At 42.5% G+C, this 16061-nt stretch carries 14 protein-coding genes, 1 tRNA gene and 1 other RNA gene; 14 read left to right on the top strand and 2 right to left on the bottom strand.

The features are described 5' to 3' along the window. Positions 1–174: 174 nt before the first annotated feature. Together AAEY75_RS06145 and AAEY75_RS06140 are read left to right on the top strand one after the other, a co-directional pair. Entirely contained in the window at positions 175–1482 is a 1308-nt protein-coding gene (locus tag AAEY75_RS06145) for an ammonium transporter (RefSeq protein WP_352259215.1), read from the top strand. Positions 1483–1492: 10 nt separating this feature from the next. After that, a complete protein-coding gene (locus tag AAEY75_RS06140) occupies positions 1493–2116 on the top strand; it encodes a hypothetical protein (RefSeq protein ID WP_352259074.1) in 624 nt (207 codons plus the stop codon). A gap of 148 nt (positions 2117–2264) precedes the next feature. On the opposite strand, the gene AAEY75_RS06135 is transcribed toward AAEY75_RS06140, so the two are convergent. Next, complete coding sequence (locus AAEY75_RS06135; protein ID WP_352259072.1) at positions 2265–2732, bottom strand: Lrp/AsnC family transcriptional regulator; 468 nt, start codon at positions 2730–2732, stop codon at positions 2265–2267. Between the two features lie 259 nt (positions 2733–2991). Between AAEY75_RS06135 and AAEY75_RS06130 the strand changes: the two genes are divergently transcribed. After that, positions 2992–4014, top strand: a complete 1023-nt coding sequence (locus AAEY75_RS06130; protein ID WP_352259070.1) for an EamA family transporter — start codon at positions 2992–2994, stop codon at positions 4012–4014. Between the two features lie 219 nt (positions 4015–4233). On the opposite strand, the gene smpB is transcribed toward AAEY75_RS06130, so the two are convergent. Continuing rightward, positions 4234–4710, bottom strand: coding sequence for an SsrA-binding protein SmpB (gene smpB / locus AAEY75_RS06125; RefSeq protein WP_197099834.1), 477 nt, complete (start codon positions 4708–4710; stop codon positions 4234–4236). A 244-nt stretch (positions 4711–4954) separates the two neighbouring features. Between smpB and coaD the strand changes: the two genes are divergently transcribed. The 11 genes from coaD (at position 4955) to AAEY75_RS06070 (ending at position 16048) form a co-directional block, all read left to right on the top strand. After that, positions 4955–5479: a pantetheine-phosphate adenylyltransferase gene (coaD, locus tag AAEY75_RS06120; RefSeq protein ID WP_197099835.1), complete on the top strand. Its 525-nt coding sequence runs from the start codon at positions 4955–4957 to the stop codon at positions 5477–5479. A 60-nt stretch (positions 5480–5539) separates the two neighbouring features. Beyond that, positions 5540–5788 carry a YfhL family 4Fe-4S dicluster ferredoxin gene (locus AAEY75_RS06115; protein WP_197215874.1) on the top strand — a complete coding sequence of 83 codons (249 nt, stop codon included), beginning with the start codon at positions 5540–5542 and terminating at the stop codon, positions 5786–5788. A gap of 160 nt (positions 5789–5948) precedes the next feature. Beyond that, on the top strand, positions 5949–7277 hold the full coding sequence (gene bioA / locus AAEY75_RS06110) for an adenosylmethionine--8-amino-7-oxononanoate transaminase (RefSeq protein ID WP_352259067.1): 1329 nt from the start codon (positions 5949–5951) through the stop codon (positions 7275–7277). Positions 7278–7327: 50 nt separating this feature from the next. Continuing rightward, positions 7328–8098: a dethiobiotin synthase gene (bioD, locus tag AAEY75_RS06105; RefSeq protein ID WP_352259065.1), complete on the top strand. Its 771-nt coding sequence runs from the start codon at positions 7328–7330 to the stop codon at positions 8096–8098. 74 nt (positions 8099–8172) lie between these two features. Continuing rightward, positions 8173–8555: RNase P RNA component class A (gene rnpB / locus AAEY75_RS06100), an RNA gene on the top strand. Between the two features lie 143 nt (positions 8556–8698). Continuing rightward, a tRNA-Met gene (locus AAEY75_RS06095) sits at positions 8699–8775 on the top strand. A 240-nt stretch (positions 8776–9015) separates the two neighbouring features. After that, positions 9016–9828 (top strand): ABC transporter permease, encoded by an 813-nt coding sequence (locus tag AAEY75_RS06090; protein WP_352259063.1) that lies wholly within the window; start codon positions 9016–9018, stop codon positions 9826–9828. Between the two features lie 35 nt (positions 9829–9863). Further along, positions 9864–10535, top strand: coding sequence for an ABC transporter ATP-binding protein (locus AAEY75_RS06085; protein ID WP_352259061.1), 672 nt, complete (start codon positions 9864–9866; stop codon positions 10533–10535). After that, positions 10504–11619 (top strand): KpsE/RkpR family capsule polysaccharide export protein, encoded by a 1116-nt coding sequence (locus AAEY75_RS06080; protein ID WP_352259059.1) that lies wholly within the window; start codon positions 10504–10506, stop codon positions 11617–11619. The genes AAEY75_RS06085 and AAEY75_RS06080 overlap by 32 nt, the downstream gene beginning before the upstream one ends. Positions 11620–11689: 70 nt before the next feature. Then, positions 11690–13429, top strand: coding sequence for a polysaccharide biosynthesis/export family protein (locus AAEY75_RS06075; protein WP_352259057.1), 1740 nt, complete (start codon positions 11690–11692; stop codon positions 13427–13429). Between the two features lie 69 nt (positions 13430–13498). Next, the gene (locus AAEY75_RS06070; protein WP_352259055.1) at positions 13499–16048 is read left to right on the top strand and encodes a capsule polysaccharide biogenesis protein; all 2550 of its coding nucleotides are present in this window, start codon (positions 13499–13501) and stop codon (positions 16046–16048) included. Positions 16049–16061: the final 13 nt, after the last annotated feature.

Here is a 16061-nt window from a genome sequence, read left to right as displayed (position 1 = left end):
GCGCTTTGCTTTCTCTTTCGTAGAGTCTATTGATTTAGATAGGCTCATAAAAACAATACATATATAAATACCATAAAATCGATAATTGTTTGGAGAAATAAAGTGAAAGCATCCTATTTTAGCTTGGGCAAGGTATCTGTTTTATGTACCTCCTTCTGCTCTAAAGTACTGTTGATGGGCGCGGTACTGTTTGGGATTATGTCTAGCGCAATGGCTGCTGAAGAAGCGACTCTGACAGTGGCACAGCTACTTGAGTATCAAAATATTGCATGGATTATTTGGGGTGGGGTGCTAGTGTTCTTTATGCAGGCAGGATTTGCATTGTTAGAGAGCGGATCAGTACGTGCGAAGAACACGGTCAATGTCATGATGAAAAACTATACCGATATGTGTATCGGTGGTTTGGCCTTTTATCTCGTTGGTTTTGGGTTGATGATGGGTACCAATGACTCAGGGTTCTTCGGTACGGATCACTTTATGCCAGTGAATTTGTCCAATATGGACTGGGCATTGATGTTTTTCCAAATGATGTTTGCTGCCACAGCCGTTACGGTAGCGAGTGGAGCAATGGCGGAGCGTGTATCCTTTGTGGGCTACGCCGTGGCGGCATGTCTCATTTGCTTGTTCATTTATCCTGTATTTGCCAGTTGGGTCTGGGGTGGTTATTTCGGTGGTACGGGTTGGTTGGCTGAGCTTGGATTCATTGATTTTGCTGGCTCTACGGTTGTGCACTCTATCGGTGGCTGGCTAGCGCTGGCAGGTATATTGGTCATTGGCCCACGGTTAGGTCGTTTCGCACCTGATGGTACGCCACGATTGATAGCAGGTCACAATATGACGTTAGTTGCACTTGGTGGTTTTATCTTGTGGTTTGGCTGGTTTGGGTTCAATGCGGGTTCCACACTATCTATCACTGGTAATATCGGCCTAATCGCCGTCAATACATTCGTAGCAGCGATTAGTGCGGTAGTGAGTTATATGCTCATCTCAAAAGCATTGAACAAAGCTATTTTGCTCAGTGATAGTGTCAATGCCAGTTTGATTGGTTTGGTGTCCATTACCGCAGGCTGTGCGACAACGACGCCTATCTTCGCCGTTATCATCGGTGCAGCTGCTTCCGTGATATATATCTTATCGACACAAGCGTTATTGAAATTAAAAATCGATGATGTGGTCTCAGCCGTTGCAGTTCATGGTTTTGGCGGTGCATGGGGCACGCTCGCGGCTGGATTGTTTTATTCAGACGACTTATTCAATTTATCACGTGTGGGTGTGCAAGCGCTTGGTGTGGGTGTGGCGCTAGTCTGGGGATTGGGCTTGGGACTCGTCATGTATAAGTTGATTGATGTCAGCTTTGGATTAAAAGCCAGTCGCTTGCATGAGCAGCGCGGCCTAGATTATACCGAGCACGCAGAGATTGGCTATCCAGAGTTTCAAAAGCAAATATTCGATGCCAAAAACTTAACAGAGCGACATTTATAGGAGAAAACTGATGAATATCGACACTCAATCAGTAAATCAAACCGTGTCCGCGATGGCAGTTGTACTGGCAAAATATTTAAATCCTGAAGAGGTGCGACTGCTCACCACGCATTGGCAGCGGCACTCGACGGTATCTGTAAAAATGATGCAGCAGTGCGTTTTAGATGCGACGCGACGCTATCCTGAGCTACAAGAACACAAGTCTGATATTCGTAAAGGTTTTTGGAATACGATGCAGACTGACCATCAGCAGGTGGCCGAAGAGAGCGGTAGTAGTTTAGAAATTGATGAACAAAAATCTGTTTCTGAGATGCTACAAGCTTTTTATACGGTGATGGAAGCCATTGGCAGTCAGCTAACAGAATCAGACAAACGCAGTTTTTTTCATATCATGCACCAAACTGTGTCGAAAGAACGCACCTTTAAAGGGCATTCTATCGACATTAATCAGTTCTTGGAAGGTGCTCGGCCAATCGTACCTGACAATGAGCATCTCTTGAATAATTTGATTCAGCTTGCTTATATTTGCTTGTGCGATATTGTTGGCCCTGTAGAAGCAGATGAAATACTGTTTCAGGTCGCAGAAACTGCCAAACAAAGTCATCCGAGGGCAGTGGTCGAAAAGCTTTTTTAATATCTTTTTGAATAAGAGCTTTGATATGAGATCAGGGCGTGTTTTCTGTCACTTAACGTGATCTAAAACAATGACATTTATTTATCAGTCATGACTTATCGATCATAATTTATAAGTTATGAGAAATCAGTTATGACACGCCTTGAGATTAATCTAACGTAATCTTCGTGCCACTCTTGGTGAAATTCATCACAAACTGACTTTTAAAGTGGCGCACGTTATTTTCATAAGTCAGTAAGCCTGTGGTGAAACGATGATATTCGCTCATGTTTTTGGCATTGACCATCAACATAAAGTCCGCATCCCCCGATACTTCATAGCAGCTCATGACCTGTGGCTGCGAATGCATTAATCGCTCAAACCGATGCTGCATCGACGTGTTTGAGCGCGCCATCTCAATCATTACGACCGCCGTCAGTCCATAGCCGACCTTATTAGGATCGACAATAGCGACCTGCTTGGTAATCACGCCATTGCTCGTTAACGCTTGAATACGGCGCTGCGCTGTAGCAATAGACACATGGACACGCTCTGAGACTGTTTTCAAAGGTAGCGTGGCATCCTCTTGTAGCAAATTCAAAATGGCTTTATCAATATCATCTAAAATGTGGCTCACGGTATTTATCTCCAAAGATGCTTCTAAGAATGCCGCTAAAAAATCTGTTATTAAATCTATTATCACTATAATTCAAAAGCTGATAAATAATTGAATTATTAATAGATCCTTAGATAATTTTATTCATATAAAGATGTATATAGAGATAATATCTCGTAAAACATAAGTAAAATAGAACCTATCAACCAATAGTTAGCCACGAACCATCATCGTGCTAACCATTGATTTGTTTAACGACTACTATTTTACGGTGCTGCTCATGTCTATTTCTATATTATCTAATGCGTTCGCCAATACATTGGTAACCACGGTGTCGCGCATACCTTTACCTGCGATTTGGACAGCGGGTAGCACTCAGCAACGTACGTTAATATTGGGTGTGGTGTTGGCCGTATTGTCCAATGTGTTATTCGGTATTCTTTATGCCTATAGTAGCTTTTTAGCGCCGTTATCTGGGACGCAAGTTTTCATCTGGCGGATGCTCGCGATGTGGGTGGCACTGGTTGGTTATTTGGTTATCAGTGGTCGTTTAGGGTTGCATATTGATAAGTTAAAAGCATTACGTACGGCAAAGCAGTGGGCATGGCTGTTATTACCGACGCCTATATTTCTCAGTCAATTTTGGCTATTTATGTGGGCACCAGTCAATGGTCAAGGCGTACAAACGGCCATGGGGTACTTCTTATTTCCGCTCACCATGGTGTTGTTTGGTTGCTTATTATTTGGTGAAAAGTTAAGTCGTTTGCAGTGGTTGGCAGTAGGCTTTGCGGCATTAGGAGTCGGTAGCGAGATTGTACGTACACAAATCATATCGTGGGCGACGCTTTGGGTCTGTGGCACGTATCCGGTCTATTATATTTTGCGTCGTCTACAGGGTATCGGTGCGGTGACTGGATTGTTGGTAGATTTAAGCATTTGTGCACCGTTTGCATTAGCTTACTTATTGCTTTTTGCACCGAGTAGTTTGGGGTTAGTGAGCGGTTCTGCGTTCTTTATTATGATGATTGCTGGGCTGGGTGTACTGAGCGTGTGGGCGATGAAAACCAACGTTGACGCCAGTCAAATGCTACCTGTAAATGTCTATGGCATGATGAGTTATCTGGAGCCTGCGCTATTATTTGTCTTAGCGATTACCGTATTGGGCAATCCATTTGAATCAGCGATGATTTACAGCTATGGTTTGATTTGGGTTGGTATTGCCTGCTTGATTGCTCATGGCATTCGTCAATTGCGCCAAGCTCGTAGAAATATGCAATCTTTGGCAAAAGAACCAATCACGTAAGAAAGCGAGTTATTTACTAATTAAATAGTAGATAAATAAAAATGGACGATTCAACATAATACTGAATCGTCCATTTTTGTATTAGATCAAACTGGCTTCGTTTAAGAGAGCTATCGTCAATTCAATGTAGAGGTGGTACAAGGTAACTGAGCGCAGATGTATATAACATACTTCAAGCGAAGTTAACACTGTAACACCTCTATAGTGGATTTGACTGTATTAATCTAAATGTTGTTTGAAACCGCGCTGCTTATCACGTTCCCAATCACGATCTTTCAATGTTTTACGTTTGTCATGTTGCTTCTTACCGATGGCAAGACCAATCTGGCATTTCACCAGTGAGTTTTTCCAGTAGCAAGACAACGGTACGCAAGCATAACCTTTTTGATTGATTGCCCCAGCTAGTTTTTCGATTTCACGACGATTCAGTAGCAGCTTACGAGTACGAATGCTATCTGGGCTAACGTGCGTTGAGCTTGATAGTAGTGGCTGAATGTGCGCACCAAACAAGAAAGCTTCGTTATTGCGAAATATCACATATGCTTCGGTAATGGTCATCTTACCAGCACGGATGGCTTTGACTTCCCACCCTTGTAGGGCAAGACCCGCCTCAAACGATTCTTCAATAAAGTATTCATGGCGTGCCTTTTTATTGGCACAAATCTGATTCTCAGGTTTTTTTGATTTCTTTGACATGGTTTCCTCGTAAGGATTTCTAAGAACAACATGGTTGTCCTCACCTATAATTCCTCATCCTAATTCGCTTGTTTAGCGTGTTTTTTATTTAAAAAATAAGCAGGATGAGTCGAACCAACCATTGTAGCAAAGCCTCCGATAAAAATGTAAGTCAGCTGTTAGGACAAATGTAGCAGATAAGTATTAAGTTTGAGCAAAATTTGCTAGCATATAGTCCAATATTACCGACTATGTTAGCCATGCTATGAGCCTTCCTGATTCCCCCAATTCTTCAAAGTTACACACCAAAATTTTATATCCAGGTACCTTTGACCCTATTACTAACGGTCATGTGGACTTAGTCACACGTGCGACTAAGCTGTTTGACGAAGTCGTTATTGCGGTTGCATCAGGGCATCATAAAAAGCCATTGTTCAACTTTGAAGAACGTGTCGCTTTAGTTGAGACCGTATTTGCTGACTTGCCACAAGTATCCGTGGTTGGCTTTGAGGGTTTGCTCGTCGACTTTATGCGTGTTCAAGGAGCTGCTGCTGTCTTGCGTGGTTTGCGAGCCATGTCAGATTTTGAATACGAATTCCAGTTAGCCAACATGAACCGTGAGCTTGATGAAAATTTTGAAGCGGTATTTTTGACGCCAGCACCGAATTATTCCTTTATCTCATCGACCATGATTCGTGAAATTGCCAAACTTGGTGGCGATGTCACTAAATTTGTACCTACTTGTGTGTCTGATGCCTTTACAAAAAAACTGGTGATTCAAGACAGCTAGCCTTTTAATAGGCCAACAGCTGCAGCATATAGGCTAAAAACCAACCGTAAGGAGCCGTTCATGGCACTACTGATTACTGATGAGTGCATCAACTGTGATGTGTGCGAGCCTGCGTGCCCCAATGAGGCGATATCAGAAGGGGATGATATTTATGTTATCGACCCTGACTTATGTACCGAGTGCATCGGGCATTTTGATGAGCCGCAGTGTGTGGTTATTTGTCCGGTCGACTGCATCCCTCATGATCCCAATCATGTCGAGACAGAAAGCGATTTGTTGTCTAAATACAAACGTATTACGGGTCAATAAGTAGCTTACATAGTCGATCCTCTATAAGAGAGCTACAGCGTTAACTTCACTTGAAGTATCACATATACATCTGCGCTCGGTTGCCTTGTCTCTCTTTTAAACTGAATCAACGATACATTATTAATAATATTTGGGTTCGAAGCGCTTTAGGAACAATGTAATGACGATAAATGCAAACCAGATAACGAGCGATTTTGATCAACAACACCTCTGGCATCCATATGCCAGTCTGCCACCTACTTATCCAAATATTGTTATTGATCGTGCCGAAGGTATTTATATCATTGCCGAAGACGGTACGCGCCTTATCGATGGCATGTCGTCATGGTGGGCAAGCGTTCATGGCTATAATCATCCCAAACTGAACGACGCTATTATCGAGCAATTGGGTAAGATGGCACATGTGATGTTCGGTGGTTTAACCCACCAGCCTGCCATCGATTTGGGTCAGAAATTGCTAGACATTGTGCCTACTGGACTTGATGCTATTTTTTATGCGGACAGTGGCAGTATCGCGGTGGAAGTGGCCCTGAAAATGGCACTTCAATATCAAGTGGCTGCCAAGAGCCCAGCCAAGCAGCAGTTTGCATCAACACATTCAGGGTATTACGGAGACACATGGCATGCCATGAGTATTTGTGACCCTATTAACGGCATGCATAGCCTATATGGCAAGCAATTACCAACGCAGCATTTTGTCGCAGCACCACCGTTGGGATTTGAGCGGGCTTTAACAGAATCTGATCGCGTTGTCCTCACAGCATTTTTTGATGAGCATAGTGATAAGCTGGCAGGTTTTATTATCGAGCCGATTATTCAGGGCGCAGGCGGCATGCGTTTTTATAGTCCTGAGTATCTACAACTGCTGCGTCAACTCTGCGATAAGTACGATGTACTATTGATTGCGGATGAAATAGCCACGGGCTTTGGTCGTAGTGGTAAGTTATTTGCGTGTGAACATGCGGCTATTAGCCCTGATATCATGACCATTGGCAAGGCGCTGACGGGTGGTTATATGACCTTTGCCGCAACGCTATGTACTCGCAAAATTGCCGATACTATCCATAATAGTGACTATCCCGCACTGATGCATGGCCCTACGTTCATGGGCAATCCGCTGGCCTGTGCGGTTGCGTGTGCTTCGATTGATTTGATTATTTCTTATGATATTGAAGCGCGTACTGCAAACATGCAGCGCACGATGGAGCTGCAGCTAGCACCAGCCGCGTTATTAGAAGGTGTTGCTGAAGTACGTTGCTTGGGTGCAGTCGCCGTCATTCAGTTACATGACGCTGTTGATATGCCTATTTTTCAGGCTTTGTTGATTGAGAATGGTATCTGGGTCAGACCATTTGGTAAGCTGATTTATATCATGCCGCCTTATGTCATCACCAATACTGAGCTTGTGACCTTATGCCAATCGTTACTAAATGTAGTGACAGTTTATCTGGCACAAGTTTCGAGTTCAGCTTCAAATATTGAAGTTTAGCAAAAACTCCCTGCATTATAGGCCAGTTAATTTCTTTTATAAGGTGTGCTATGAATGTTTTATTTGTCTCAGGTATCGATACTGATATCGGTAAAACTTATGCCACTGGCATCATTGCCAAATCGTTAATGCAGCAAGGCGTGAGTGTTATTACGCAGAAATTGGTACAGACGGGCGTATCAATCCATCCAGATACTGGCGACATGAATATCGCTGACGATATCATTACCCATCGTCACTTAATGGGCATTCCTCTACAGCCATGTGACCTTGATTTTACCACTTGCGCTCATCGCTATGAAAAGCCTGCATCACCACACTTAGCGACTCGATTATCAGGGGAAGTACTAGATCCTGAACTGATTACTAATGCCACCAAACGATTGCAAGCTGAGTACGACTTGGTATTACTAGAAGGTGCTGGTGGATTGCTCGTACCAATAACGGAGCAGTTATTAATTTTGGATTATATTGCTGCTCAAGGTTATCCCATTATTTTGGTCACTTCTGGTCGTTTGGGTAGTATCAATCACACGTTACTGAGTTTAGAAGCCATAAAAGCACGTGGGTTGTCTGTACATAGTGTTATCTATAATCATATCCATGATAATGCTGATAATACGGATGCTGAGATTGCAAATAGCACTGTGGATTTTCTACAAAATTATTTAGCTGCAAATTATCCCAGGGCTTATTGGGTACAGATACCGTCTCTAAAAAACAAAGTGTCTGTTAATACAGAGACGCTTAATACTGAAATGCTTAATACCGAAACGCTGTCAGAAAATGGCTGTTTATCTTTGCCCAAAGGTTTTATTTGACCTATTTGTGCTGATGCTAAAAATAAATCCAAAAGACGTTCGCACTCTGCCATAAGTTTGTTATACTAGCGCGCTTGGTAGACTAGGCAATCGCCGCTGCACACTGGCAACAGACATGCAGGGGAGGAAAGTCCGGGCTACATAGGGCAGCGTGCCAGCTAACGGCTGGGCAGGGTAACTTGACGACCAGTGCAGCAGAGAGTAGACCGCCTTTGGCTTATATGAGTATCGCAAGATGTTCATGTCATCGGTAAGGGTGAAAGGGTGCGGTAAGAGCGCACCGCGTGGCTGGCAACAGTTCACGGCATGGTAAACTCCACGCGTAGCAAGACCAAATAGGCATCGGCATGGCGCGGCCCGCGTTCGATGCGGGTAGGTTGCTTGAGCGTACGAGCGATTGTACGCCTAGAGGAATGATTGTCCACGACAGAACCCGGCTTATCGGTTTACCAAACCTTTTTTAATGGCCTAAATAGTATTGAAAAGCTCGCTCTTGATTGTTAATGACGGTTTCTCAATATTAGGTCAAATTTTTTGGAAAAAATGCTTATTAGGGGTTGACGACAGTCATCTGCTTAGGCATAATGGCCAACCTAAAATGGCGATGTAGCTCAGCTGGTTAGAGCGCATGACTCATAATCGTGAGGTCAAGAGTTCAAGTCTCTTCATCGCCACCATTTATAGATACTTTAATTAGTATCAACTAAAAAACCAATCTTTCGAGATTGGTTTTTTTTTGCCCGAAATAAACGACAGAAGTGTGTGTTGATGGTTAAGTAAATCGAGTGTTTGGCTATCATTACTTACTGATTTCTTACTAAATCATAGGCTTATCTGTTTAGACACAGATTAATTGTTGTAACTTATGTCGCGCTTACTTATCATAGGGGCTGTTTTCGGTAAAGTCCTGTAACGCTATGTCTGTACAATTACCCCCTTATCGTCCTATTAAGCACCGTAGCGGCCTGAAAGTCATGGGTGCTGCGTTCCATGCTTTGCTGATGCGTGAGTTGCAAACTCGTTTTGGCGGTTATCGCTTGGGCTATCTATGGGCACCTATTGAAGTTCTTCTTCAAGTCATTATCTTTCTAATATTGTTTGGTGTAATTTTAGAAAGGTTAGTACCAGGAATGGAGTTTTCCTTATTTCTGATTGCTGGAATGGTACCTTTTCGAATGTTCCAAAAGATAGCAACAAGGGCACTGGGCGCGGTTGATGCTAATAAAGGTCTATTGATGTACCGCTCAATTAAGCATATTGATGTGGTTATTGCGCGTTCATTTTTAGAATTGGTTATTTATTTCTTCACATCAATATTACTATTATTAGGTTTGGCGTTCTTTGATATCTACGCCAATCTAGAAAACCTACATATAGTCCTATTTTGTTGGATAACTTTCTTTATATTCAGCTTTGGCATTGCGTTGATTATGATGGTTATTGGTTACTATGGTGGTGAAATTAGTAAAGTGATTACAATATTCTTTACAATACTATATTTTACCTCAGGGATTATTTATCCGATTCATATCATTCCTGAGCCCTATTTTAGTTACTTACTTTACAACCCCTTTATTCATAATATTGAATTAATGCGTCATGCGTTCGCGCCTAATTATCCTGCATATCACATTGACATGGGATATTTCCTAAAATGGATGTTTGCGGTGAATTTTTTAGGATTATTACTTTATAAGTATGCTGAACGCGATATGATTCGCTCTCGTTAAAAACAAGTATGCAAGCTATATAAAAAGGTAAATAAATGATTGAGATTAAAAATGTTTCTAAGTCATTTATGACCAAGAAAGGTCGGCATTATCTGTTTAAAGATTTAAATTTGACCATTGGTGATAAACAGAGCGTTGGTTTGCTAGGTCGTAACGGTGCGGGGAAATCAACATTGCTCCGTATTATCTGTGGTCTTGATGAGCCAGATCACGGAGAGATTATTACTGACTCAACGATTTCCTGGCCAGTCGGAGTGGCAGGTGGTTTCCAAGGTAGTTTGACAGGTCGTCAAAACGTGCGATTTGTTTGTCGTCTATATTCGAGCGGCCCTTACATCGACGAAAAAATTCGTTTTGTTGAAGAGTTCGCAGACATTGGTAGTTATTTTGACATGCCAGTGAAAAGCTATTCGTCAGGTATGAAAGCCCGCTTAACGTTTGGCTTGAGCTTGGCTTTTGATTTTGATTATTATATGCTTGATGAAGCGGGTGCCGTTGGTGACGCTGCTTTTCGAAAGCGTAGTGAAGAGATATTGGCTGCGCGCCGTGCACAGGCAGGATTTTTAATAGTTTCGCATAATATCGGTGATATTAAGCGAAACTGTGATATTGGTATTGTGTTAATGGATCAAACAGCACATGTCTTTGACGATACAACAGAAGCGATAGAAGTTTATGAAAAGCATATCCACAAAGCAAAAAAGTAAGGTCGTTAGCTTCTCGCTGTTTATTGGCATGGTGATCCTTCCTTGGGTGTTGGTGATCTTTTACGTCATGACGTTTGCCCATCCACGATTTACTTCGACCGCTAATGTAGTAGTCAAACAAGTCAGCGAATCAAGTGTATCTTCTGGCGGGGGGATCTCAGCTTTATTAGGTGTGAATAACACTAGTAAAGAAGATGCTACTTATCTGACAGAATATATTTTATCTAATGATATGGTGAAGCGTCTTGATAAAAAGTTTAAGTTTCGCGAGGCTTATCATGTTGATGGTTCAGATCCAATCAATGAGCTTAAGCCTGATGCCACGCAAGAAGAACTGCTTGAGTACTTCAAAAAACGTGTTCATATTAATCTGGATGAACAAAGCTCTATACTTTCAGTATCGACAGAAGCGTTCGATGCAAAGTATGCCTTTGAGCTCAATAAGACAATCCTGAGTGAGTCTGAGCAGTTTGTAAACCGCATTTCACAAGAAGTTGCTCGTGATCAATTGGTATTTGCAGAAACACAATTAGATGAATCGCAAGATCGTTTAAATGAAACGAAAGAGCAGCTATTAAACTATCAAAATGAAAATGAAATTTACGATCCACAAGCCAATGCACAAATCGTTAACCAGCTGATTGGTAGTCTACAAGGGCAATTGAGTTCATTACGTACAGAAGAGCGTCAATTGCTTAGTTATTTGAACCCAGATGCACCGCAGGTTGTGTCATTAAGAAGTCAGATAAAAGCTGTGACAGAGCAGATTACTCAAGAGCAAACCAAATTAACGTCACCAAATACCACCAAGTTAAACCGTCAAGCCATACAGTTTGAAACTATCAAAGCTGATGTTGAATTTGCGACTGAGCTATATAAGTTATCGTTATCATCACTTGAAAAAGCGCGTTTAGAAGCCTTTAAAAAGATGAAAAATCTGATTGTGATTTCAACACCATATGAAGCTGAAGAAGCATTGTATCCACGCCGTGGCTACATCATTTGGACATCACTAGCATTGCTATTAATATTCTATGGTTTCGTGCGCTTAGTAATGGCAGTGGTCCGTGACCATCGTAGCTAGATTTGTTTAAGGCAACTTTGACAAACCAGACATCAATAATGATCGATAGATCAGCAAAGGAATACAACGCATGAATACGAAACCACGTTCTATCGTGATGATGATTAGTTTGGCAATGGCCGCGACGAGCTTGCCAGTCATGGCAGCCGACAGCGCTGCTAATCAGATGGCTGGATCTAGCTTTGGCACAAGTAACAATACTAGCAACGCCTCAACACAAGCATTTTCTGGTAGTGTTCCGGCTCAGGCAACGATGCAAGAAGCAGTGAATGCAGCGAGTTTGCCCAGTCAGTCGGTTATCAATACCACACGTCCGTATCAAGATATCAACACTCAAGATATGATGTTTGGTGAGCAGTTGTTTCGCGGGGCATTCTCGACCACTTCTGGCTCTACTTTTAATGACAGCTATGTGATAAACCCTGGTGACAACGTTCAAGTAAGGATGTGGGGTGCCTATCAATATGCAGCGACAACAACCGTTGATCCACAAGGTAATATATTCTTGCCCAATGTTGGTCCAGTACGCATCTCTGGTGTACAGAATGGTAATTTGCAAAACGTGGTCAAAAGCGCTGTCAGTCAGATTTACCGATCTAACGTCGGTGTCTATGCTTCATTAGAGCAAGCACAGCCAGTGAAAGTATTCGTTACTGGTTTTGTCAAACAACCTGGTTATTATGGCGGTTTGGCAGCAGATTCAGTGTTGTCTTATCTAGACAGAGCAGGCGGTGTTGATCCAACTCGTGGTAGCTACATCGATATTCAAATAAAACGTAATGGTCAGATGTTACAGCAAGTCAATTTATATGATTTCCTATTGGCTGGTAAACTGCAGTCATTCTCATTCCGTGATGGTGATGTGATAACTGTCTCTCCGCAAAAGAAAACTTTTGAAGTTAGTGGACAAGTTCAGAACGAATACACCTTTGAATTCGATGTGAATGATTTGACCGTTGGCGACGTACTACAAGTGGCCAGTCCAGCAGCGAACGCTACCAATGTTAGTATTACCCGTAGCGCAGGTCGAGCACAGACGGCAGAATACTATTCATTGACTGAGGCTCAAAACGTTCCTGTCTATAACGGAGACCAGATGGTCGTCACTTCAGATCGCTATGCGGGTACCATCGCTGTTCAAGTTAAGGGCGCGCATACGGGTAATGGTGCGATGGTAGTACCTTACGGGGCTCGCCTGAAAGATATTATCCCGCAATTGCAACCCAGTCCACTTGCAAAGCTAACCAACTTGACCATTTATCGTGAATCCGTTGCTGAGCAACAAAAACGTATGATTAATGAGTCGCTTGATCGCTTAGAAGAGCTAACGCTTGCTACCCAATCAACCACTCGAGAAGAAGCAGCCTTGCGTCAAGATGATGCTGCTTTGGTGAAAGAGTTTGTGGCTAAAGCTCGTAAAGTACAGACGGATGGTCGAATTGTTGTCGTACCGAACTCATGGCAGGACATCATTCTACAGCAAGGTGATATCATTGAGATACCTGCGCAAACCTCTATCATTACGGTAAATGGCCAAGTGCGTGCGCAAGGGGCACTGACATTTAATGCCGATTATACAGTTGGCGACTATATCGCTAGCTCCGGTGGTTTTGGTGATAATGCTGATACTAAAGAGATTCTTGTGATTCATCAAAATGGTACAAATGAAGTGGTTAACACTGCGTACCGTATTCAGCAAGGCGATGAAATTATGGTATTGCCAAAAGTCAAAACTAAAAACGTAGAAATTGCCCGTGGTATATCACAAATCCTCTATCAATTGGCCATCGCTGCAAACGTCATATTTTGATCTTTGATTTGAAGGCTCAATGCATTGTTGATGTTTGATAAATAACGCTCAATTAGTAAGGTATGGAATATGGCAGTAAGACAGGCGAATACTGATAACGACAACCCCATGTCTTTGATGTCTGAGTCTGTCATTACAGCACAGCCGTCATTACTATTTACCCAATTGGCTGTTGTAGGAAAAGGTATACGTCATAACAATGTGTTGTTGCCACATATGCTACAAGCTGATATTCAGCGATGGTACCCGTGGTCAGGATTAGCCTATCGCTTGGTTGATGATAGCTCATCCTTTTTACCGTTACCACGTATTATAAAGCAGAAAATTATGCATTCATCAATACAGCAACCGGATGCATTTATTGGATGGGGTCACAAGAAAAGCTATCAACGAGCCAACAAGGCGGCTACACGGCAGCAGCTTTCAACCCTTAGCATTGAAGATGGCTTTTTACGCTCACTAGATTCGGGTACTAGTAGCCGTCATGGTTTGAGTGTGGTCGTTGATGACATTGGTATCTACTTTGATCTGACACAGCGTTCACGCCTCGAGCAGCTGATAATTGAGCGTACTAAAAATGCTACTATCGATAAGAGTGGAACAGAGGAAGCACGTGCTCAGCAATTGATAGCACGTATTTGTGATGAACAGATTAGCAAGTATAACTCAGTCATTGATTGCCCTTCATTAGACGACTTGGTTAGTCAAGAAAATACAAACACGCTCAAAATACCTCTAAAATCTCATGTTTTATTAATTGATCAAGTGGCTGGTGATGCCTCTATTAGAGGGGCTGGTGCTAACAAACGTCAATTTAAGCGAATGCTGAAAGCCGCTTGCCGTAATCATCCTGATTCTCATATTTGGATAAAGGCTCATCCTGCATCAAAATCAGGATACCTGACCAGTCTTGGACTACCTAAAAACGTTCGACTATTAACGCAAGCGCTTAACCCAATTGCACTGCTTTCTCAAGTGGAGCATGTCTATACAGTCAGCTCACATATGGGTTTTGAGGCATTGATGTTGGGGAAGAAGGTGCATTGTTTTGGTGTCAACTGGTATAGCGGTTGGGGGCTTACCGACGATAGTGGCGCACCAAAACGTTTGCTTAAAGAGGTTCAGCATCGTCGTGAATTGTCTGCCAGAGCATCAGTGAGTACTAAGAAAACATCAGGCTTGTCACTATTTTCTACAGCGTCTAATAAGACAATAAATACAATGCTAGAAACACTGTTTTATAGTGCTTATATTGACTATAGCTATTACGTAGATCCTGCAACCAAAAAGGCTTGCGACATAGATACGGCGATTGAGTGGTTGGTGACCAATCGTCATTGGCAATCACGTCTGGAAGGCGATTTGACAGTATATGAGTTTAGCCGCTGGAAGTTGCCTTTTGTGAGAGATTTTATCAATCTGCCACGTACAACATTATTCGTTAAACCTAAGCCACGCTTAAAGAATCTACTGCATCCAGATCATTTTCGAGTCAACTATCAGCAGCCTTTACTCGTATGGGGCTTAGCCAAACGACAGCAAGTACAACAGAAGCGCCAGAAAAAACTAGTAATGCAGTCTTCTGAAATGCCTTCTATTTACTGTATGGAAGATGGATTCATCCGTTCAAATGGTTTAGGTGCCACGCTACTAGCACCATTGTCGGTGGTAATAGATAAGCAGGGCATCTATTATGATGCGACTCAGCCCTCAGATTTAGAAACATTGTTATGCAACTGCGAAGCGCTAAATCCATGTCAAAGTACACGAGTAAAACTGCTGCAAGAAAAGCTACGTACTCAGCGCGTGAGTAAGTACAATGTGGGCGCTGATGTTAATAGTTCTGATAGCCAGCATAGCTTATGGATGCAGGAAGCAAAGTTATCTGACAAACGCCGAATCCTCATTATTGGTCAAGTAGAAGATGATTTGTCAGTTCAGTATTGCGGTTCAGCCATCAAGACTAATAGTGGCTTGATTGATCGTGTATGCCAAGAAAATCCTGATGCTTATCTGATTTATAAGCCGCACCCTGATGTTGAAGCAGGGTTGCGAGCAGGCAAAGTAGTGGCAGCAGGTTTACGTCAAGTAAATGCTGTCGCCTATGATACAGCGATGCCTGACTGCTTAGAATGTGTCGATGAAGTGCACACTATCAGCTCGTTGACGGGTTTTGAGGCATTGTTACGTGGTTTACAGGTTACCTGTTATGGTTTGCCATTTTATGCAGGATGGGGGTTAACGGCCGATATTGACGCACAGTTGCCACCCAAATCTGAATACTTGGATAGACGCAAAAGAGACACAGTGTTGACGCTTGAGCAATTACTGTATTGCGTGCTCATTCGATATCCACTCTATCGTTTACCAAATGGCTATGGGCTTGCGCAAGTAGAGCAAGTTATTGATTATCTGTATCCACCTATAAACGAATATATGCTTGAAGGTAATGGTAACAAAGAATCTCAAACTAAAATGTTTAACAATACACATCGTTCGATGCAGACCTCTAATTCAGCAGTATCTACTTTGACTACACAAATTAAGAGTCATGCCGCCACACGTTTTATGCAGCAGCGTCATCGATTTCAGCAGCTCGTGCGTAAAGTATCCCGTTGATTGGCTTCAGCAT

The organism is Psychrobacter sp. TB55-MNA-CIBAN-0194, from assembly GCF_040309505.1.
Lineage (GTDB): Bacteria > Pseudomonadota > Gammaproteobacteria > Pseudomonadales > Moraxellaceae > Psychrobacter > Psychrobacter fozii.
The sequence above is the reverse complement of the archived record's forward strand: the minus strand, read 5'-3'. Positions and strand labels throughout refer to the sequence as shown.

Bases quoted from the DNA above. Each gene is read 5' to 3' on its own strand.
- AAEY75_RS06115 (WP_197215874.1), top strand. From the start codon at position 5,540: ATGGCACTACTGATTACTGATGAGTGCATCAACTGTGATGTGTGCGAG.
- AAEY75_RS06145 (WP_352259215.1), top strand. From the start codon at position 175: ATGGGCGCGGTACTGTTTGGGATTATGTCTAGCGCAATGGCTGCTGAA.
- AAEY75_RS06130 (WP_352259070.1), top strand. From the start codon at position 2,992: ATGTCTATTTCTATATTATCTAATGCGTTCGCCAATACATTGGTAACC.
- AAEY75_RS06075 (WP_352259057.1), top strand. From the start codon at position 11,690: ATGAATACGAAACCACGTTCTATCGTGATGATGATTAGTTTGGCAATG.
- bioA (WP_352259067.1), top strand. From the start codon at position 5,949: ATGACGATAAATGCAAACCAGATAACGAGCGATTTTGATCAACAACAC.
- AAEY75_RS06080 (WP_352259059.1), top strand. From the start codon at position 10,504: ATGAAAAGCATATCCACAAAGCAAAAAAGTAAGGTCGTTAGCTTCTCG.
- AAEY75_RS06090 (WP_352259063.1), top strand. From the start codon at position 9,016: ATGTCTGTACAATTACCCCCTTATCGTCCTATTAAGCACCGTAGCGGC.
- AAEY75_RS06085 (WP_352259061.1), top strand. From the start codon at position 9,864: ATGATTGAGATTAAAAATGTTTCTAAGTCATTTATGACCAAGAAAGGT.
- bioD (WP_352259065.1), top strand. From the start codon at position 7,328: ATGAATGTTTTATTTGTCTCAGGTATCGATACTGATATCGGTAAAACT.
- AAEY75_RS06140 (WP_352259074.1), top strand. From the start codon at position 1,493: ATGAATATCGACACTCAATCAGTAAATCAAACCGTGTCCGCGATGGCA.
- smpB (WP_197099834.1), bottom strand. From the start codon at position 4,710: ATGTCAAAGAAATCAAAAAAACCTGAGAATCAGATTTGTGCCAATAAA.
- coaD (WP_197099835.1), top strand. From the start codon at position 4,955: ATGAGCCTTCCTGATTCCCCCAATTCTTCAAAGTTACACACCAAAATT.
- AAEY75_RS06070 (WP_352259055.1), top strand. From the start codon at position 13,499: ATGGCAGTAAGACAGGCGAATACTGATAACGACAACCCCATGTCTTTG.